The sequence below is a fragment of the Grimontia celer genome, assembly GCF_900055185.1.
In the GTDB taxonomy this organism is placed as follows: Bacteria; Pseudomonadota; Gammaproteobacteria; order Enterobacterales; family Vibrionaceae; genus Enterovibrio; species Enterovibrio celer.
Genome location: NZ_FIZX01000002.1, coordinates 348455 through 367121 on the forward strand (window position 1 = coordinate 348455; position 18667 = coordinate 367121).

Annotated in this window: 16 protein-coding genes and 1 pseudogene; 9 read left to right on the forward strand and 8 right to left on the reverse strand. The window is 48.9% G+C overall.

What is annotated here, in order from left to right; translation table 11 throughout:
• Positions 1-445: 445 nt before the first annotated feature.
• Both GCE9029_RS11760 and GCE9029_RS11765 read left to right on the forward strand, forming a co-directional pair.
• The gene (locus tag GCE9029_RS11760) at positions 446-3139 is read left to right on the forward strand and encodes a response regulator (protein ID WP_062663455.1); all 2694 of its coding nucleotides are present in this window, start codon (positions 446-448) and stop codon (positions 3137-3139) included.
• Positions 3129-4880: a two-component system response regulator gene (locus GCE9029_RS11765; RefSeq protein ID WP_062663456.1), complete on the forward strand. Its 1752-nt coding sequence runs from the start codon at positions 3129-3131 to the stop codon at positions 4878-4880. Before GCE9029_RS11760 ends, GCE9029_RS11765 begins: the two co-directional genes overlap by 11 nt.
• 54 nt (positions 4881-4934) lie before the next feature.
• On the opposite strand, the gene GCE9029_RS11770 is transcribed toward GCE9029_RS11765, so the two are convergent.
• Complete coding sequence (locus tag GCE9029_RS11770; protein ID WP_062663457.1) at positions 4935-5642, reverse strand: DUF1223 domain-containing protein; 708 nt, start codon at positions 5640-5642, stop codon at positions 4935-4937.
• Positions 5643-5825: 183 nt separating this feature from the next.
• On the opposite strand from GCE9029_RS11770, the pseudogene cutA reads away from it, so the two are divergent.
• Positions 5826-6103 (forward strand): annotated as a pseudogene (gene cutA, locus GCE9029_RS11775) (divalent-cation tolerance protein CutA).
• A 58-nt stretch (positions 6104-6161) separates the two neighbouring features.
• Here the strand turns inward: cutA and GCE9029_RS11780 are convergent.
• On the reverse strand, positions 6162-6704 hold the full coding sequence (locus GCE9029_RS11780) for an outer membrane beta-barrel protein (protein ID WP_062663458.1): 543 nt from the start codon (positions 6702-6704) through the stop codon (positions 6162-6164).
• A gap of 246 nt (positions 6705-6950) precedes the next feature.
• On the reverse strand, positions 6951-7319 hold the full coding sequence (locus GCE9029_RS11785; protein WP_062663459.1) for a winged helix-turn-helix transcriptional regulator: 369 nt from the start codon (positions 7317-7319) through the stop codon (positions 6951-6953).
• A 159-nt stretch (positions 7320-7478) separates the two neighbouring features.
• Between GCE9029_RS11785 and GCE9029_RS11790 the strand changes: the two genes are divergently transcribed.
• From GCE9029_RS11790 to GCE9029_RS11800, 3 genes are all read left to right on the forward strand, one after another.
• Positions 7479-8120 carry a DsbA family oxidoreductase gene (locus tag GCE9029_RS11790; RefSeq protein WP_062663460.1) on the forward strand — a complete coding sequence of 214 codons (642 nt, stop codon included), beginning with the start codon at positions 7479-7481 and terminating at the stop codon, positions 8118-8120.
• A 69-nt stretch (positions 8121-8189) separates the two neighbouring features.
• Positions 8190-9416, forward strand: a complete 1227-nt coding sequence (locus GCE9029_RS11795; RefSeq protein WP_062663461.1) for a low temperature requirement protein A — start codon at positions 8190-8192, stop codon at positions 9414-9416.
• A complete protein-coding gene (locus tag GCE9029_RS11800; protein ID WP_062663462.1) occupies positions 9416-10165 on the forward strand; it encodes an ion transporter in 750 nt (249 codons plus the stop codon). The genes GCE9029_RS11795 and GCE9029_RS11800 overlap by 1 nt, the downstream gene beginning before the upstream one ends.
• A gap of 34 nt (positions 10166-10199) precedes the next feature.
• Here the strand turns inward: GCE9029_RS11800 and GCE9029_RS11805 are convergent, their stop codons facing one another.
• From GCE9029_RS11805 to fdhD, 5 genes are all read right to left on the reverse strand, one after another.
• Entirely contained in the window at positions 10200-10826 is a 627-nt protein-coding gene (locus GCE9029_RS11805; protein WP_062663463.1) for a LysE family translocator, read from the reverse strand.
• 32 nt (positions 10827-10858) lie between these two features.
• Positions 10859-11308 carry a GNAT family N-acetyltransferase gene (locus tag GCE9029_RS11810; protein ID WP_062665611.1) on the reverse strand — a complete coding sequence of 150 codons (450 nt, stop codon included), beginning with the start codon at positions 11306-11308 and terminating at the stop codon, positions 10859-10861.
• 219 nt (positions 11309-11527) lie between these two features.
• Positions 11528-11854, reverse strand: coding sequence for a hypothetical protein (locus tag GCE9029_RS11815; protein WP_062663464.1), 327 nt, complete (start codon positions 11852-11854; stop codon positions 11528-11530).
• 59 nt (positions 11855-11913) lie between these two features.
• Positions 11914-12207: a hypothetical protein gene (locus GCE9029_RS11820; protein ID WP_062663465.1), complete on the reverse strand. Its 294-nt coding sequence runs from the start codon at positions 12205-12207 to the stop codon at positions 11914-11916.
• Positions 12208-12300: 93 nt separating this feature from the next.
• The gene (fdhD, locus tag GCE9029_RS11825; RefSeq protein WP_157487807.1) at positions 12301-13128 is read right to left on the reverse strand and encodes a formate dehydrogenase accessory sulfurtransferase FdhD; all 828 of its coding nucleotides are present in this window, start codon (positions 13126-13128) and stop codon (positions 12301-12303) included.
• A 265-nt stretch (positions 13129-13393) separates the two neighbouring features.
• On the opposite strand from fdhD, the gene GCE9029_RS11830 reads away from it, so the two are divergent.
• The 3 genes from GCE9029_RS11830 to GCE9029_RS11840 are packed head-to-tail and all read left to right on the forward strand — an operon-like array spanning position 13394 to position 18594.
• Positions 13394-14644, forward strand: a complete 1251-nt coding sequence (locus GCE9029_RS11830) for a sarcosine oxidase subunit beta family protein (RefSeq protein WP_062663466.1) — start codon at positions 13394-13396, stop codon at positions 14642-14644.
• A 30-nt stretch (positions 14645-14674) separates the two neighbouring features.
• Complete coding sequence (locus GCE9029_RS11835; protein ID WP_002539810.1) at positions 14675-14971, forward strand: sarcosine oxidase subunit delta; 297 nt, start codon at positions 14675-14677, stop codon at positions 14969-14971.
• The gene (locus GCE9029_RS11840; RefSeq protein ID WP_062663467.1) at positions 14968-18594 is read left to right on the forward strand and encodes a sarcosine oxidase subunit alpha family protein; all 3627 of its coding nucleotides are present in this window, start codon (positions 14968-14970) and stop codon (positions 18592-18594) included. The genes GCE9029_RS11835 and GCE9029_RS11840 overlap by 4 nt, the downstream gene beginning before the upstream one ends.
• Positions 18595-18667 lie beyond the last annotated feature (73 nt).

Here is an 18667-nt window from a genome sequence, read left to right on the forward strand (position 1 = left end):
AAATAACGACTCATTTTTGTACTAAGTGTTTGCCTTTTGAGCAGAATATTAAAAGTAGTACATAACCTTCGTCGGTGATAAGAGCGGTCAAGGAAGATCCGTAACTTTTCATTGCAATGTGTTTCATAAGTGAGATTGGCCGTATCTTTTTTGTGCTCTTGAAAAGCGGAATCACGAATTTGTCTGTTTTAGCGTCAGCAAATGTACACATATGCAACTGAGAAGCTTATAAATAAGTCAGGTTGAGATTTGGCAGTCACAAGAAAAAGCCACTAGTTTTATAAAGCAATGTAGTGTTTCGCCAATGAGAGAAAGTGAGAAGTTAAGGCCGCCAAATGCGGCGTTTCTTGCTGGGAAAGGCCAACAGAAACAGGCCACCAACAACATTGATTGGCGATCTCAGCCCAAGACGAACGCGTCTGAAAAAGTCTGAAAGGAAGGCCTAATGACAGGTTTGGTGAAGAATGAGCCGCTGATTGTGCTCGCAGACGAAGATCTCTCCCATATTGATTTCTATCAGCAGGTTTTGAGTGAGAGTGGTTACTGGCTCCGCTCGGTGGCTACCCCCGCAAAGTTGATGACGATTCTCCAGCAACATCCGGTCAATATTCTCGTACTCAACATGGATTTTCCATTCGACGGTGGCGGCTCATTGGCCGAGGAAGTCGCAAAGATCCAGCAGCTTCCTACCTGTCGTGATACGCGAATTGTGATGACAACTACCCAGTTCTCATCCGATCAAAAACAGCAGGCTTATCGCAGTGGCGGTGCAGATTATGTGGTTTATCCTATTGCACCTGAAGAGTTGTTCTTGAAAATGTCGACGCATCTGACTGCAGGTGCCAGAAAGAACGTCTCCAGTGCATTGAGTCGCAGCTTCAATGTCTTGTCAGAATCCAACATGGCGTTATACCCCATGATGGCAACAGCGCTGAGCTGCGCTCAAATGCTTAACCAGACCTCGCTCAGTAATAAACAAGCGCTTTATCTAGATAGCCTGACTCGCTCACTAAAACGAACGGGGGTGATTTGCGATAACCTCCGTGATTTCCAAGAGCTCTCATCTCACTTCCTGACCCTCGAAAACACGCCCTTTGATCTCGACCAATTGTTGGAAAGCCTGCGCGAATATCTTCTCAGCGAAGCGGAGAGCCGTGAAGTTGAACTCTTATTTAATGTGCCGCTTGATGTACCCCGTTCATTGGTCGGCGACCCAGACCGGCTGCGCCGTGTTTTGTTGAATATCATTGATGAGGCGATGATTGTTGGGGAAGGCAGCCCTTTGATCCTTAGTATTAAATCAGGTCAGCTCAATGATCAAAGTGCCGTGCTTGAATTCGCTATCAATCAGAAAGTGACGGCTCACGAAGAGATGTTCGACGACTTGGATGAGTTAACGGAACGCTTGGTGATGGCGAAATCCGAAGTCGATGAATCCATTAATTTGCTGATTGCTTCTTACTTGATTGAGCAAATGGGCGGTCAGGTGCATTACGACATGGATGACGGTGAGCCCGGTGTCTATTTCAATATGGAACTGCAACTGGCGAAAGCCACATCGGATAAAAGCTTTTCAGTTCCAGTTGATCTGCGTGAACTGCGAGTGTTGATTGTGGACGACAACCCTTCTTCCATCGCGGTTCATCAGGCGATTGTGGAATCACTCGGTTTTGAGGTGGACTCCGCCAACGACGTCGATAGCGCTTTTACAGCGATTGTGGAAGGACATTTGGATTTAGAGTTGGAGCCTTATGACCTAGTGCTTCTCGATTGGCATATGCCAGGGAAGAAAGGGTTCCACCTATTAGAGAAAATCAAAAACGACCTTGATCCTGATAAGCATCCGTTGGTCATAGTGATCAGTGCTTACGACAAGAAGGTGATCGATAAAGAGCGTGGTAAAGGCAAGATTGACGGTTACCTCCACAAGCCGATTTCAGCCTCGGTCATGTTTGACACCATCATGGAAGTGATGGGGCAGAACCTTCCTAAAACTCACCGCCGTGTGATGGGCGCGAAGCAGCATGGCTCAGCCGTGACAGTGAACGGTGGGGGGCGTCGAATCCTGGTCGTTGATGACATGCCTATCAACCAGCAGATTGCCCGCGAAGTATTGATCAGTAATGATTTTCAGGTAGAGCTGGCAGCTTCCGGTCGTGAAGCTGTTGTCAAAGTCTGTCCCGCGCCAGAGCTGTATGACGCCATTTTGATGGATCTCGAAATGCCGGAAATGAACGGGTTGGAAGCCACACGGATCATCCGAGAAACCTCAGATAAAGAAAGCCTGCCGATTTTTGCTGTCACTGCTCATACCATGGAGCGCGATCGTCAACGTTGTTCCGAAGCAGGTATGAATGATCACATCCCGAAACCTTTGGATGCGGACAACCTGCTGCAAAAACTGGCGGGATATCTCGGCCTTGCCGTAACTTCTGTGATACACGATGAACAAGATATTGAAAGCCACAGTACAGACTACGAATATGTTGATGTGGAAGACGGGATCAAGCGCGTGATGGGTAACGAGGCGCTTTACTTCAAACTGCTAAGTGACTTTGTGCATCAGGCGCGGGCGCAGGAAAACCAGATTTACCACCAGATTGACGCAGGACAGCTGACCGAAGCCTCGGAAAATGCACACACCATCGCGGGTAGTGCCGGCAATTTATCGATTGTTGGCCTTCGCCGCTCCGCGAAGCAGCTCCAAAATGCCTTGATGGCGTTGGAAGATTACCAACCGCCGCTCAATCACTTCAAACGCGATATGGATAACGCCATCAAAGAGATTGGTGAAATCTTGTTGAAGCGTAATCAAGCACCTGTGCCCAGTGAGTTGCTGCAAGAAGGAAGTAGCGGTGGCGAAGCAATTCAGAAAAAAGCATCAAATGTGGACCAGGCAAAATTGGCACGGTTGAAAGTTTTCAGGGACCAAATGCTGTCACAGGATTTGATTGCGATAGATACCTACTATCAGCTGCTGGTCGATTACTGCGACTTGGCACCTAAGCTTAAACCTGTGGGCGACAAGCTGATTGAACTTGATTACGCCAAAGCGATTGCGGCATTCAATGTCTATGTGAAAGAGAGCAAGCTGGATATCTCGCTGGCCGCTGAAAAGGGAGCTTCGCATGCACGCTAATCATACTGCTCCGGATAAAGATACTGTCCTTCTTGTCGACTCGTCGCCTAACAGCATCCGCATTCTCAACGCCATTCTGGGTGAAGAATACCGGGTGATTTTCTCCACTACGGGGGCGACTGCCAAGGTCCTTGCCAAATCAGAATCGCCAAAGCTCATCCTGATGGATGTTGAATTGCCAGATATGGATGGTTTTGCGCTTTGTCAGCACTTCAAGACTGAACCAGAAACCAAAGATATTCCCGTCATTCTGATCACTGAGCACTCAGAGGACGAAGGGCGTGAAATGGGGCTGAAAATCGGCTGTGCGGATTACATATCCAAACCGGTCTCGCCGGCAGAAGTGAAGCTTCGAATCTACAACCAGTTACGAATCCGCCGCAACGAAGAACTCATCATGCAGCGCGCGCTCTATGATTCGCTGACAGGACTTGCGAATCGAAACCTGACATTGGATAGACTGCGTTACGCGATTGCCCACGATCTGCGCCGTGGACTGATGACAGGTGTGATGCTGGTGGACATTGATAATTTCAAAATCATCAACGATACCTTAAGCCATGATGTGGGCGATCAGGTTCTGGTTGAGCTTTCACGTCGCATCGTCAAAGCGGTAAGGGAAATAGACACAGTCGGGCGTGTCAGTGGTGATGAGTTTCTGATTGTATTGCCCGGATTGCACCAGACTGAAAACGCCTGCCAGATAGCAAGTAAACTTCGAAAAGCCATCAACAAACCGGTAGAAATCGCTGGTGGTGGCGAAGTGCATGTCACTGCCAGTATTGGTGTGTCACTCTGCCCGCTGGATTCAGACGACTTCAAGCGTCTCTTCGGCTATGCGGATGTGGCGAAGCATCAAGCGAAAGAGGGCGGGAAAGACAGTTACCGCCTGTTTACCAGCGAGATGAATGACAGCGTCCAACGTCGCCTGCGCCTTGAATATCATTTGGTTTGGGCGCTGTCTCGGGGCGAATTTTCAGTGGTCTATCAGCCTCTGTATGATTTGAAAACAAACCGTATTTCCGGCGCTGAAGCTTTGCTTCGCTGGAATAATGACGAGCTTGGGTCTGTACCACCGGCGGAGTTTATTCCTATCGCTGAGCAGTCGAACCTGATTTATGAGATCGGAAAGTTCGTGCTGGATACCGCCATGCGTGATTTTTCTGAGCTCAAGAATCGTGAGGGCGATTTGTTGCACTTGGCGGTGAATATTTCGCCGCAACAAGTGCGCCAACCACACTTTGTGGAAGACTTTCTGGGAACCATGGAAAAACACGGATTTGCTCCTGGCCGTATCGAACTGGAGGTGACTGAAGGCTTGCTCCTGAGCAATCAGCCCAATGTGAAAGAGATGCTGAATAAGTTGCATGACTTGGGAACAGAGCTTTCGATGGATGATTTTGGCACGGGCTATTCGTCTCTTAGCTACTTGCTGCAATTCCCGTTTGATGCACTCAAAATTGACCGTGAATTCGTTGACGGGATAACGGACGTAGAGCTCAATGAGGCGCTTGCGACCGCAGTGATTTCTATGGCACAAGGCCTGAAAATAAAAACCGTTGCCGAAGGGGTAGAAACGGAGGAGCAACTGGAAATGCTCAAGTCGAAAGGGTGCGATTTAGCGCAGGGTTATTACCTAAGTCGTCCGCTAGATATTGACGGACTGAAAACTCTTCTGGGTGAAACGGAAGGTGAATCCTCAAAGGATGGAAAAGCCACGAATAAAACCAAAACCACCTAGACGGCTGTTAGCGCAACACAAAAGGGAGCTACGGCTCCCTTTTTTGATTATGGCCTACTCCAGCCAACCCGCTACCGTTTGAACAGGATCGCCACCGCCTTGTGGTGTCAGCCAAACCGCAATAGCAGAAGGATTAGCAGCTGTGTTGCCGTCGAGCGCAAACTGCCAGTTGTGCTGGCCAGTTTTTGCATCGAAATCCACTACTACAAAATCGTGCTCTAGCGTTCTTCCTCGGTTCTCACCGCGTTTAACTTGCGTGGTAATATCCATTGCCAGCAAAGCATACTGCGCCTGCAAGCGTTCGTTGCCTTCGTAGTTAATCCTCAACGTATTACCATTGATAGAAGCTTTTAGCTTTGGCGCTTTGGGACCATTGGCATAAGGAACAGGTTGTCTGGCAAAAAATCCGCGCCATTCCTGATCATTGATAAACCACCCTGGGGTGTACACGCCACTGGCACGGCTTTGGGACACCTTCTGACGCTGTCTCTGGCTGAACTCTGGTTTTGCATATTTGTCTGTCCAACCAATGTAGTTCCAGTAGTCCACATGAAAAGCCATAGGGATAACTGTGGTCCAAAGCCCTTCTTTTCCTTTGAGCTTGTTGAGTGCTGCCTCGGCGGGAGGGCAGCTACTGCAACCTTCGGAGGTATAAAGCTCTACGATTGTTGCTGGCGAGCCGTTGCTTTCCCAGCTCTGTGCAGACAGTGTCGCAGGTGCCAATGCAGCGGCAATGAGAGTAAAAGAAAACAAGGTGCGCATATTGGATCCCTTCTATAGCGTGTCACAACAAAGACCCGAGTTGATATGAATCTCTTTCAAATCGTGAAACTGAATCTTGATGAATCAGTGTGAGATAATGGCCTTGTTTAAATTAACGCTGAGGTGGAATAGAGTTGACATGCTTCGCCAAGCTTCTATTCACAATATCGACTGAGGCCGAGTATGAACACTTCTCCTGAATCTTATGTGGTTGTGATGACTACCTTCGCTGATGACAATATCGGCAAACGTATTATCGAATCCTTGCTTGAAAAGAAACTGGCTGCCTGCGTTCAGGTGTTACCCATTCAGAGTTACTACCATTGGCAGGGAGAGATAGCGTCGGATACAGAAAAGCACGTGATGATTACGACGTGCCGGAAGTGATCCAATTGCCTATTGAAACTGGGCTGGAAGCTTATCTGGGGTGGATTTCGGAGAGTTGCGACCAGAACAGGTAAAACAAAAATGCCTCTGGTTAGGGACTGCAGAGGCATTGAACAATGAAGCGATGCTTGTTTAGAACTGAACTTTATAGCCTACGATCAGGCTAATATTCTTTTCGGTATCATCGCGATCTGTACCATCCTCGAGTGCGCCTTCGATCTTGCCTTGGGTATAGCGCAGACCTACCATCAGATCTGAAAAGTTGCCATCAATACCCGCACCCCAACGGAAACCGTCGCCTGTAGCGTCATCGCTACCTCTGTAGATTCTCAGCGAGGAATAGCCTGCAAGGCCATATACATCAATAGAGCTTTCCGAGCCCATATAAAAGCGCTTGCCGACAGGTATGTTTGCGGAGTATGAATAATCTTCTTTGTAGCCGCCGTATGTTTCTTCAAAGTCGTCGTTTTTCAGCAGCGCGAATTCCAATTCACCACCAATAAAGAAGGCATTATCAGCAATATTCTTCGCACCAACATGAATGGCATATTTTTGACCCTTCTCATCAGCGAATTCATGTGCGCCAATGCTCCCTGCTATATAAAGGTCCTGTTCACTTGCTTGCGCAGCGCCGGATGCCAATGCTGAAAACAGCAAAGCGGTTCCCCATTTCATTATTTATTCCTTTTCCTAACCAATATGAAGATGTATACCCAAACAACCTGAATGCGAGCATCTTCAGGTCGTTTGGTTATATTTCTTTGCCAAAATACAGGAGACGAAAATATGGAAGTTGTATCTTATTTAATAAAGGAAAGGCTTTGTTTGTATTTATATTAATTTAAATGCATTGCGTTGATATGCAAAAGGCAAGATTTGTATTAAATAATATTCAAATCTTGCCTGATTATTTGACGAGATCTATTTTTTTAGTTCGATTTGATGTGCTTCTGACCAATTTCTCAAGTCATCAAGAATTTTCAGTGCGGATTGTCCAAATTCAGTGAGTTCATAGCTGACCGCGATAGGACGGTCGCTGATCACTTTGCGTAATACCATGCCTTCGTTTTCCAGTTCTTTTAAACGCTGATCGATCATCTTTTTGCTGGCACCACCCAATTGGCGGGCAAGGTCATTAAAACGCACTGGGCCGTCTTTTAAATGGTAAATAATAGAGCCTTTCCACTTACCGCCAATCAATCTCATGGCTCGTTCAATCGCACATGGCTCGGTGCAAACATTCGTCGCAGATTTTCGACCGCGGCTGTCGATTTCAATTTTCGCTACCAAGGTAAATGCCTCGTTCTCGATAACCTTAAGTCAGATCTAGGTTACAAAAAGTAAACTGGTTGAAAAGAAGGTAAAGGTTACCATAATTAACCACACAATACATTCTATACCCTTGCAGACTGATATGCCGATTTTTGCAGCGGGTAAAAGGAGTTCGCCATGACCGATAAAATCAAAATCGACATTGTCTCTGACGTTGTTTGCCCTTGGTGCATCATCGGGTACAAACGCTTAGAGAAAGCCATTGATGAGCTGGGTATGCAAGAAAATATAGAGCTGGAATGGCAGCCGTTCCAGCTCAATCCGCATGTTGGTTCTGAAGGTGAAAACCTACGAGAGCATTTGATGGGCAAATACGGCATGAGCAGGGAAGACAGTGACCGCAATCGTCAGAACCTAACGAACCTGGGGCAAGAGCTTGGCTTTCAGTTTACGTTTTTCGATGAGATGAAAACCCTGAACACCCGTGACGCCCACATTCTTTTGGAATACGCGAAGGAGCAGGGAAAGCAAACGGCTTTGAAACTACGTTTGTTTGATGCTTATTTTTCTGAGAAGCAGGACATTTCGAACCGAGATACGTTGGCGAAGCTATTGGAAGAGAGCGGTTTGAGTGCTGAAGAAGGCATTGCCAAGCTAGAAGATGCCAAAGCAGCCAAGAGCTTCGCCGACGCACAGAATTACTGGCGTGGTCTTGGTGTTTCCTCCGTTCCAACGATCGTTTTCAACCGCGAAAGTGCAGTGACAGGTGCTCAGCCTGTCGACGTGCTAAAGCAGATATTGAAAGAAATGAATTCTTAATATTGAGAAAGTCGACATGTGGATCGTTCATTAGAATGCTCTGAATTTTACTGTTACACGGATGTGATTATGAGTTTGTCGGACCATCCTCTTTGGCGTAAGCCTCAACACCATTTAGACAGCGGTCATGCCAGTGATCATGTTCACTGGTTAGAGCTGTTCTATGACTTGGTGCATGTGGTTTCAATCTTTGTACTGGGCAATTACCTGAGCCATCACCTCAGCGTTGAAGGCTTTGCTATCTTCGCCATGCTGTTTGTGGTGGTGTGGTTTGCCTGGTTTGATCTGAGCTTATTTAACTCGCTGTACGTAAGCACTGATATACGTCACCGATTGGTGATGGCGGCGCAGATCTTAACGGTGATGTTGATGACCTCATCGATCCATTCGATCGACCATGGCGGTTGGGCGTTTTTTGCCGTCGGTTACGCGCTGAACCGTTTTATCATCGCATATCTCTATCGCAGGGCAAGGAAAGTGGGGGATTCTGAGGAGTCTCTGCCTTGTGAAATGTCCCGTAACTACGGGATTGCGTCTGCCATTTTTGCAGTCAGCGCTTTCCTGCCTCAGCCCTATGGTTACATCCTGTTTGGTATTGGCATGCTGGTGATTTGGGCGCTTTTCGTTATGCCTAAAATCGGTATTATCCGCCATGATCGGTTGGTGCCAAGACTTGGTCATATGGCAGAACGCTTTGCCTTGCTGCTCTTGATTGTCGTGGGTGAGGGCTTCTTCAAACTGATCATCACACTGTCGGAATATGGCGTGTCCAATGTATCGCCAGATGTGTTTGTTAACTACGTTATTGGTGGGTTCTCGTTGCTGGTGATGTGCTGGATTTACTTCGACTTTGCAGGCAACGGAAAACCGCGCAGCACAGATCCTAAAACCATGATGCAATGGACGCTGGCTCACCTGCTACTCATGCTATCCGCAGTATGTGTGGGGGTTGCACTGTCTGCTGAAGTGAAAGTGGGCTTCTGGGATCACTACCCATTTAAGTATGCGGTCATTGGTTGTCTTGGTCTGGCTGGCTATCTCTATGCATTGTTGCTTATCCAGAACGTCATTGAAGAACGAACAGCGCACCGATTCGCAACAGCAAAAGTACGTATGGTGGGAATTGCGCTGTCGTTTGTAGCTCTGGCGATTGTGGCATTTGTTCCTGCGCTTGTGGGTAATTTTGTGTGGGGTACGGCGCTCATTTCTCAGGCGGTGATCCCGATGCGAAATGCGTATATCGCGATATCAGCCAGCGAAAATGAAACCAACACTGAAGTGGAAGACGCGGGTTGATGCAAGTGCAGGCGATCGATAAAAAGCTGCCGGAATCCATCACTCCATTTCAAATTGCAGTGTTGGTGCTTTCGGTATTTGTTGTGCTTTCGCTGATGGTGGAAATCTTGTTTCCACTATCAGCAGAGACGCGACAGATCCTGCTATATGTAGACACCCTGATCTGTGGGGTGTTCTTCATCGATTTCGTTCAACAGTTCCGCGCGGCAGAATCTAAGCTGCAATATATGAAATGGGGTTGGCTGGATTTGATTTCCTGTATTCCTTTGATGGATGTGAACCAATTCGCCCGCATTCTGCGCGTGGTGCGTCTGGTTAGGGCGATCAAGTCGATATCCATGATTACCCATGCCATCACTGAAAATAAAGCATCTTCCTCGTTGCACTTTCTGATTGCGACCTCGTTGATCATGATGGTGTTTGGCTCTATCTACGTACTATCTCTTGAGCGCGGTATGCCGGGTGCCAATATCCAAACGGCGGCAGATGCCTTCTGGTGGACATTTATTACCATTACGACTGTTGGTTATGGTGATTTTTATCCGGTGACTCTTGAGGGGAGAATTGTCGCCATTATGCTCATCACCATGGGAGTGGGCATGTTTGGCAGCTTTACCGCGGTGTTTGCTTCTTGGTTAATTGCTGAACCGAAAGAGACCAAATCTGTCGCATTGGAAGTCGAAGTGCAATCACTGCGAAAGGAAATTCAGGAGTTAAAAGAACTGCTAAAAGACAACAAAGGCGTCTAAACAGACGCCTATGTTTTTCGTGTAAACTCTCTTCTTATCGTTGGGTCAGCGCTAATTTGATACCCAGCCCGATGAACAACGTCCCCGTAACCCGGTTAAACCAACGAATAAACTGAAGCTTTGCCAGTGTCTGCTTCATCAGCTTTGCGGCACCGCCATAAAACATCAAAGAGCCGAAAGAGATCGCCATAAAGGTTAGCGTCATAATGAAAAACTGCGGTGCAACAGGCGCGCTGGTATCCAGAAACTGTGGAAAAAATGACGCAAAAAAGACGATAGCTTTGGGGTTGGTGATCGCTAGCAGCAGGCTTTCACCGAAGTAATGGCTATAGCGTTTGTTCGGTCTATCACTCTCTTCAACATTTGAATGACCTATTCGACTTGAGCGGAAAATCTTGATACCGAGGTAAATCAGATAAACAGCACCAATGGCTTTAAATACCGTAAAGACGAGAGAGGACGTCATCAAGAGCGCGCCAAGGCCAAGCATCGACACCACAGAGAGAATGAATAAGCCGACGATGTTGGCGAAGCTAGAAGTGGCGACGACAGACATTTTTCCAGTCAGACCATTGCGGATAGCCAGCAAAATGGCTGGCCCTGGACTGGTGACATAGAAAAATGAGACGAAAAGGTAAAGCAGAAAGGTCTCTAGCTGCATGAAAAGCACTCCTCCATAAGCATTGGGAGGCTTTACAGATCCAGATAAAGCCTCAACATGTCTTTATGTTGCACCCCATTTTCCCAAATGGGCTCATCATAGTTGTCCAAAAAATGGTCTGTGACAACATCAAATACCCGAAATCCCATTCTCTGATAGAAAGTGAGCTGGTAGCCAAAGGTTCCAGTACCCAGTTCCAATCTTTTCATGTCTTTACCGCGGACAAATTGGATCATGTACCGAAGCAGTTGCGTACCGCAGCCTTTGCCCTGAAATTCAGGGGAAACCGCAATGTTAAACAGCTCTGCGCGATTGTTGCCAATGGGTTTCACAACGCATGCAGCCATTACATTATTTTCATCAGAGGTTGCAACTACACACCATGAATCAAGCAGGTATGAAGCGATGCTGGATGCGGAAGGGTCTGCTTCTAAAAGCAATGAGGCAGGAATGTGCTGGGGTGTCACTTCGCTGAAGGTCATATTAGATGGCATCTGTCAGACACCTTTTGCTGATAGTTTTCGTAAACGTCATCGAAAAAAGCATAAATTTCCTATTTGCCGAACGTGACTCAATCCTTTAGTTCATGCAACGACAAGTCAAAGGAAGCCAAATGGTTCAACTGACTTTCGCGCAACGAAGTTCGACTGTATGTCCTTGTGGGCTTTAAGGCGGCTGGATGAACCAAATCCTTCATAACCTTAACGACGCATGATTTCACAATACTCAATGCCGCGCAGAGCAAGATGAGCACAGATCTTATCTTCGTCGATTGGAGAGATCGGTAGGCAGGGGTGGTCCGGATTGTTATCAGTCTCTGTTGGAGCACCGCATCCTTGCCTTCCCAGTTGACTATGAAAACCGACAGTGCCAATCAAGTCGGAGTTCCCAGTTAACCGGGTTAATCCTGTTTCAGGAGATGTTTCCTGCTCCAAGTAACAGTCGAGAACATCAGTATAAAATGTGATTATCGCACCGCGTTTTTCAGTTCTGAGAACCTGTTGATTTATGCCCAGAATATTAAACATGTTTTCTCCTGAATGCGATGACGCGACGCTTGCCTTGAAAATTGGACTTGTTGCGAGAGTTACAGGGAAGTAATGGGTAACCCCCGGCGTCGGGCTTTAGATTTGTATCGCGCTTCTTTTACGTACCATACGCAAGAACCCAGGATCACTGACACTGATGCAATCATCAGCAATTGAGATGGAAATTGGAGAAAGAAAACATCAACAGCGGACACAGGTTCGTAGAGAAACAATGTGGTGAGACGAGCGGTCAACAGAACGATGGAAAAGAAAAGGGCGGTGCGGATGATGTGAGAGAACTTTCCATAGCGACGTTCTTCACCCCACCTGTAAAAGCGTTTATCGAGTTCCATATTCGTTCCGGATGAGCTAGCTAAGATATTGATGCGGAAGAATAAAGCGAACGCTGAGACTTTTGCATTGCGAGTTGTAAATTTGCGAGGCACTCAACGGGAGGCGCGATTGTAAAGACGCGGTGCATCCTGCCTTGGGAGATGAACGAGGTTTAGGTTAGTTTCAATCGCGGTGTTTACTGCCAGAGACGTGGGTGTGCCGAGCGTAATGAGTGTACCAACACCCGATAAAACAGCCTTTTGAACCAGCTCGATACTACAGCGGCTGGTGACCAGCAGTGCTTGGGTTGGAGCCAGTGCTTTGCTACGAAGTGCGGTTCCCAGCGCTTTGTCCAAAGCATTGTGACGGCCGATGTCTTCGCGGCACAGCATAATCTCGCCTTTTTCATCGACGAGCATCGCAGCGTGTATCGCGCCACTGATATGCCCTAGTGACTGCCATTGACGCAGAGACTCCCGCAGGTTGAGTATGCTGTCGTTTTTGAGGGTGTCGATATATGGCAAGGGTTCAAATGTCGGAATGGCGTGTTCGAGAGATTCAGTACCACAGATCCCGCACCCCGTGCGACCAGCCAAATGACGTTTAGTGAGGGAAAGTCTGGCCTGTGCGCGGTTGGCCAGCTGCACATCAGCAATCAGCGCGTCGTCTTTCTGCTCAATGCTGATGTCATGAATTTCGCTACCGCTTCGTATGATCCTTTCACTGAAAGAAAAGCCATAAATGAAATCTTCAATATCTTGGGGTGTGACCATCATCACCGCGTGACTGACACCGTTGTAGCTGATAGCTAGTGGGGTTTCGGTTGGCAAAGTGGCAAACGAAGTGACCTGACTCTCGTCATCAATATAGTGATGCAGCGAGTGGGGAGGGAGCGGCGCGTCCGGATCTGCCTTGTCATCTTTCATCTTGCGGTTGGTCATTCTCAGCCCTGAGCGGTGTGTATCTCACGAAGCATAGCGCCATCCAGTTTACCGCGCTGAGCCCAAGTGTAAAAAGGTGAGGTCACACTTTGTCGCAAACGCATTTCGGGCAGGCGCATTTGCACATTACCCAGTGAGATCCCCCCTTTACCATGCCTTCATACGGTGGCGTTTTTCCGCCTGACAGCAATGAAAAGACTACACTTTTCAGTGCCGTGACAAATTCAGTGACGGCGTTAGATTTTCCGGAATTCAGGACAATGGAATGACAGATTACTCAGGATTCGGGCTGTTTAAACACGCGCTCACTTTCCATGAAAATTGGCAACGGGCTTGGCGAAACCCAACGCCAAAACCCCTTTATGACGTGATCATTGTTGGCGGTGGTGGCCATGGTTTGGCGACGGCCTACTATCTCGCCAAGGAATGTGGCGTTAAGAATGTTGCGGTGGTGGAAAAAGGCTGGCTTGGTGGCGGTAACACCGCACGTAACACCACCATTGTGCGTTCCAATTATTTGTGGGATGAAGCCGCACACCTCTACGAACACTCTCTCAAACTGTGGGAAGGCCTTTCCCAGGAGCTCAATTTCAACCTAATGTTCAGTCAACGCGGCGTGTTGAACCTGGGGCACAATCTTCAGGACATGCGTGATATCGAGCGTCGTGTCAGTGCAAACCGGTTAAATGGTATAGACAGTGAAGTCCTGGATACCAAAGGGGTACAGGATCTAGTGCCACTCCTCGATTGCTCTGACAACGCACGATACCCAGTTCTGGGTGCGAGTTGGCAGCCAAGGGGCGGCGTGGCGCGACACGATGCCGTTGCTTGGGGTTATGCCCGCGCTGCCGATCAATTGGGTGTGGATTTAATTCAACAGACGGAAGTGACCGGTCTTCGTATTGAAGACGGTAAAGTGAAAGGTGTAGAAACCTCTCGCGGATTTATCGGCGGGGAAAAAGTGGGTTGTGTGGTTGCAGGTAACTCGGGTGAGTTGGCGCGAATGGCAGGAATGACCATGCCACTGGAATCTCACCCCTTGCAGGCCATGGTGTCTGAACCCGTGAAGCCATGTATCGACACAGTCATCATGTCTAACGCTGTGCATGGTTACATCAGCCAGTCAGACAAAGGCGACTTGGTGATTGGCGCGGGTATCGACAGCTATAACGGCTTCGGTCAGCGCGGCTCCTTCCCCGTTATTGAACACACCATTTCAGCAATCATCGAGATGTTCCCCTTCCTCAGCCGTGTGCGAATGAACCGTCACTGGGGCGGGATTGTCGATACCTGCCCCGATGCTTGCCCTATCATCAGTAAAACCGATATCAAAGGACTGTATTTCAATTGCGGCTGGGGTACTGGTGGCTTTAAGGCTACACCGGGTTCAGGCCATGTGTTTGCTCACACCATCGCGAACGATTCGCCGCACCCAATCGCGGCACCATTTAACCTCAACCGTTTTGTAACGGGCCATCTGATTGACGAACACGGCGCTGCCGGTGTTGCTCATTAGGGTCAACAGACCATAGGGAAAGGAACGCAGATGCTACGGATTTATTGCCCCTACTGTGAAGAGTACAGAGAAGAAGACGAATTCAGCTATGGCGGTGAAGCGCACATTGTTCGCCCGCTGGAACCCGAAGCCCTGAGCGATAAAGAATGGGGTCATTACCTGTTCCATCGCAAGAACATTAAGGGCAGCCATCGCGAAATGTGGTATCACGCCGCGGGCTGTCGAAAGTTCTTCAACGTGCAGCGCAACACGGTGACTTACAAGATTGAAGCGGTATACAAAATCGGTGAGTCCGCTCCCGAGGAAAATGGGGAGGCGGGTGCATGAGTCAGGTTAACCGTTTAAGCGAAGGCGGACGTATCGACCGCAATTCCTCTTTCACTTTTACTTTTGAAGGCAAAGTGTATCAGGGCCATAAAGGTGACACCTTGGCCTCTGCGCTACTTGCTAACGGCGTGAAAGTCGTGGGGCGCAGTTTCAAATATCACCGTCCCCGCGGCATTTTGGGGGCAGGTGCAGAAGAGCCGAACGCGATTTTGCAGCTGGGCTCAAATGATGCCACATCATTGCCGAACCAAAGAGCAACCCAGACAGAGCTCTATGATGGCCTGAATGCCCGCGTTGCCAATGCTTGGCCAAGCCTTGATAAAGATTTCCTCTCTGTGGTGGGAAAAATTGGCGGCGCAATGATGCCTGCTGGCTTCTACTACAAGACCTTCATGTACCCAGAATCCCTATGGCCGACCTACGAAAAGCAAATTCGTAAGGCGGCGGGGTTGGGTGAAATTCCCCGCGCGCGCGACCCGGATCAATACGATCACATGCATCAACATTGTGAAGTGCTGATTGTCGGCGGTGGCGCTGCTGGTCTGGCTGCGGCAAGGCAGTTTCTGGGCCTAGGGCAGCGTGTGATTCTGGTGGATGAGCAGTCAGAATTTGGTGGAAGCCTGCTGCATTGCCGCGAGAAGATAAACGGTAATCCCGCGACGGACTGGGTCGCTGAAATCTTGGAGCAACTGGAGGCTGACCACAACTTCATGTTGTTGCCGAGAAGTACGGCGTTTGGTTATTACGACCACAACTTTGTGGGTGTCGTGGAAAGGCTTACCGATCACTTGGGTGACGACGTTAACGGTGTTCGCCAGCGCATCCATCATATCCGCGCTGAACATGTTTTGCTGGCAACGGGCGCGATAGAACGGCCACTGGTATTTGGTAATAACGATCTACCTGGCAGCATGTTGGCTTCGGCAGTTCAGATTTATCTCCGTCGTTATGCAGTTGCACCGGGTAATGAGCTGATACTGATGACCACCAATGACGAAGCCTATGACGCGGCGATTGAGTGGCACAACAGTGGCAAGGCAGTTGTTGCTATTGTGGATACACGTTCCTTCTCTGATGGCGATCGTGTGAAAGAAGCTAAGGCTTTGGGTATTTCTGTCTTGCACGGTCATGCTGTGACCAGCCTTCAAGGTAGCAGTCATGTCACTGGTGCGGAAGTGGCTCCTATCGACCGTGATGGAAAGAGCGTGACGGGCGCAATGAAAGTGCTGAGCTGCGATACGGTGGCGACCAGCGGCGGCTGGAGCCCTGCGCTGCATCTCAGTTGTCACACTGGGGGACGTCCCACTTGGCGCGATGATATTGCTGGATTTGTACCTTCAAATACCGTTGAAGGAATGGATTATGCGGGTGCTGTTAATGGAGAAATCACGCTGCTGGATGTGATTCAGGACGGCGCTGCAAAAGCCAAAGTCATTGCAGACGCGCTGGGCGAAGAGCTCGCCGAAACGACCGTTCCTGTCGTCGACACTATGCAAACCGACCCTGCTATGGCGATGTACTTGGTGCCTTATCGTTTGCCGGTCAGTCGTGCGCCCAAACAGTTTGTCGATTTTCAGAATGATGTTACCGCTGCGGGTATCGAGCTCGCAGTTCGTGAAGGTTACGAATCCATCGAGCACATCAAACGCTACACCGCGATGGGCTTTGGTACCGATCAGGGGAAAACGGGCAATATTAACGGTATGGCGATTGCCGCCAATGCAATGGGTAAATCCATTGCAGAAACCGGGACTACCATTTTCCGCCCAATGTACACACCGGTGACCTTTGGCGCGCTGGCGGGGCAGCATGTCGGAAAACGGTTTGATCCAGCGCGTTATACCGCGATGCACGAATGGCATGTCAGAGAAGGCGCGTTGTTTGAAAATGTAGGCCAATGGAAGCGCCCTTGGTATTACCCGAAAAACGGGGAAACCATGGATGAAGCCTTGGCACGCGAGTGTAAAGCAACCCGTGAGAGCGTGGGTATTCTGGATGCATCCACACTCGGTAAAATCGATATTCAGGGTAAAGATGCCCGTGAATTCCTGAACCGCATTTATACCAATGGCTGGGACAAACTGGCGCCGGGACGTTGTCGCTATGGCCTGATGTGTCATGAAGACGGCATGGTGTTTGATGATGGCGTGACATCCTGCATTTCAGATTCTCACTTCATCATGACAACCACATCAGGTGGTGCAGCGGGTGTGCTGCAATGGCTGGAAGTGTGGCACCAGACGGAATGGCCAGAGCTTGAAGTCTACTTCACCAGTGTGACGGACCAATGGGCGACGATGACGATTTCCGGCCCAAATTGCCGCAATGTGTTGCGTCAGTTGGTTGGCGATGAAGATGTTTCGGAAGAGGCTATGCCGTTCATGAGCTGGAAGCCAATGAAAGTGGCTGGTGTGGATGCACGCGTTTTCCGCATCAGTTTCACGGGCGAACTATCCTTCGAAATTAACGTGAATGCCAACTATGGCCTCTATGTGTGGGAGCAGGTGATGAAAGCCGGGGAAGCCTACAACATCACTCCTTACGGCACGGAAACCATGCACATTCTGCGTGCAGAGAAAGGCTTTATTATCGTGGGGCAGGATACTGATGGCTCGGTGACGCCGCAGGATCTCAATATGGGTTGGATTACCGGTAAGCAGAAAACCTACAGCTTCCTGGGTCGTCGATCCTGGTCAAGGGAGGACACTTCCCGAACTGACAGGAAACAGCTGGTGGGTCTGAAATGTGTGGAATCGCACAAGGTTATTCCAGAAGGGGCACAGGCAGTAGATAACCCTGACCAACCTGTCCCAATGACCATGGTGGGGCATGTCTCCTCTTCATACTTCAGTGCCGTATTGGGGCATTCCATTGCATTTGGTCTCATAAAAGACGGTCTTAACCGAATGGGGGAATATGTTTACTTCCCATTGGCGAATGGCAAGACACTCAAGGCGGAGATTTGCAGCTCAGTGTTTTACGACACCAAGAATGAGAAGCCGATGAATGCGCATGAGGATGAAGTGTCGGCACTAACAGAAAGCTATGAGCCAGTAAAACGAACACCTGTGCATCATCTTGGTAAATCGCATCCATCTTCACCTGGCGTGCATTTACACGAACGCGATGGTGTAAGCCATCTAGTGCTACGTGGTGAGCCTACCGCAGAGTTCTCTGCGGCGGTGGAAAGTGCATTAGGGCTGACGTTGCCAGTTTCACCTTGTACTTCTTCGGTGAACGATTCGCTGCAGATCTGGTGGCAGTCGCCAGATGAGTGGCTGATCCTGAGCTTCGATCAAGATGCAGGTACCATTGAGAAGAAACTTCGGGAAGTGCTGTCTGGGCATTTCCAAATCACAGATGTGAGTGGCGGGCAGACATTACTGACGCTGACGGGCTCCCATGCCAAAGACGTGCTGAAGAAATCTGTTTCCTACGATGTCGATGGCAGAAGTTTCATTACGGGCAAGTGCGTTGGCACATCTTTCGCGAAAGGGCAGGTGTTTATGCGCCATCACAGTGAAAACTGTTATGACCTGATTGTGCGCCGAAGTTTTGCTGACTACATCGCGCTTTGGATACAGCAATCTGCCGACGAATACGGATTGGCGCTGGACTGCTGATTTTCTTATTAATTCAATGCCCGCATTACGCGGGCGTTGTTTTTCTTAGCCCCGTGACGCATTACTCATCTGC

Coding starts and splice junctions, on each gene's coding strand:
- GCE9029_RS11840 (WP_062663467.1), top strand. CDS start 14,968: ATGAGTCAGGTTAACCGTTTAAGCGAAGGCGGACGTATCGACCGCAAT.
- GCE9029_RS11830 (WP_062663466.1), top strand. CDS start 13,394: ATGACAGATTACTCAGGATTCGGGCTGTTTAAACACGCGCTCACTTTC.
- GCE9029_RS11835 (WP_002539810.1), top strand. CDS start 14,675: ATGCTACGGATTTATTGCCCCTACTGTGAAGAGTACAGAGAAGAAGAC.
- GCE9029_RS11805 (WP_062663463.1), bottom strand. CDS start 10,826: ATGCAGCTAGAGACCTTTCTGCTTTACCTTTTCGTCTCATTTTTCTAT.
- GCE9029_RS11810 (WP_062665611.1), bottom strand. CDS start 11,308: ATGACCTTCAGCGAAGTGACACCCCAGCACATTCCTGCCTCATTGCTT.
- GCE9029_RS11790 (WP_062663460.1), top strand. CDS start 7,479: ATGACCGATAAAATCAAAATCGACATTGTCTCTGACGTTGTTTGCCCT.
- GCE9029_RS11795 (WP_062663461.1), top strand. CDS start 8,190: ATGAGTTTGTCGGACCATCCTCTTTGGCGTAAGCCTCAACACCATTTA.
- fdhD (WP_157487807.1), bottom strand. CDS start 13,128: ATGACCAACCGCAAGATGAAAGATGACAAGGCAGATCCGGACGCGCCG.
- GCE9029_RS11780 (WP_062663458.1), bottom strand. CDS start 6,704: ATGAAATGGGGAACCGCTTTGCTGTTTTCAGCATTGGCATCCGGCGCT.
- GCE9029_RS11815 (WP_062663464.1), bottom strand. CDS start 11,854: ATGTTTAATATTCTGGGCATAAATCAACAGGTTCTCAGAACTGAAAAA.
- GCE9029_RS11820 (WP_062663465.1), bottom strand. CDS start 12,207: ATGGAACTCGATAAACGCTTTTACAGGTGGGGTGAAGAACGTCGCTAT.
- GCE9029_RS11760 (WP_062663455.1), top strand. CDS start 446: ATGACAGGTTTGGTGAAGAATGAGCCGCTGATTGTGCTCGCAGACGAA.
- GCE9029_RS11765 (WP_062663456.1), top strand. CDS start 3,129: ATGCACGCTAATCATACTGCTCCGGATAAAGATACTGTCCTTCTTGTC.
- GCE9029_RS11800 (WP_062663462.1), top strand. CDS start 9,416: ATGCAAGTGCAGGCGATCGATAAAAAGCTGCCGGAATCCATCACTCCA.
- GCE9029_RS11770 (WP_062663457.1), bottom strand. CDS start 5,642: ATGCGCACCTTGTTTTCTTTTACTCTCATTGCCGCTGCATTGGCACCT.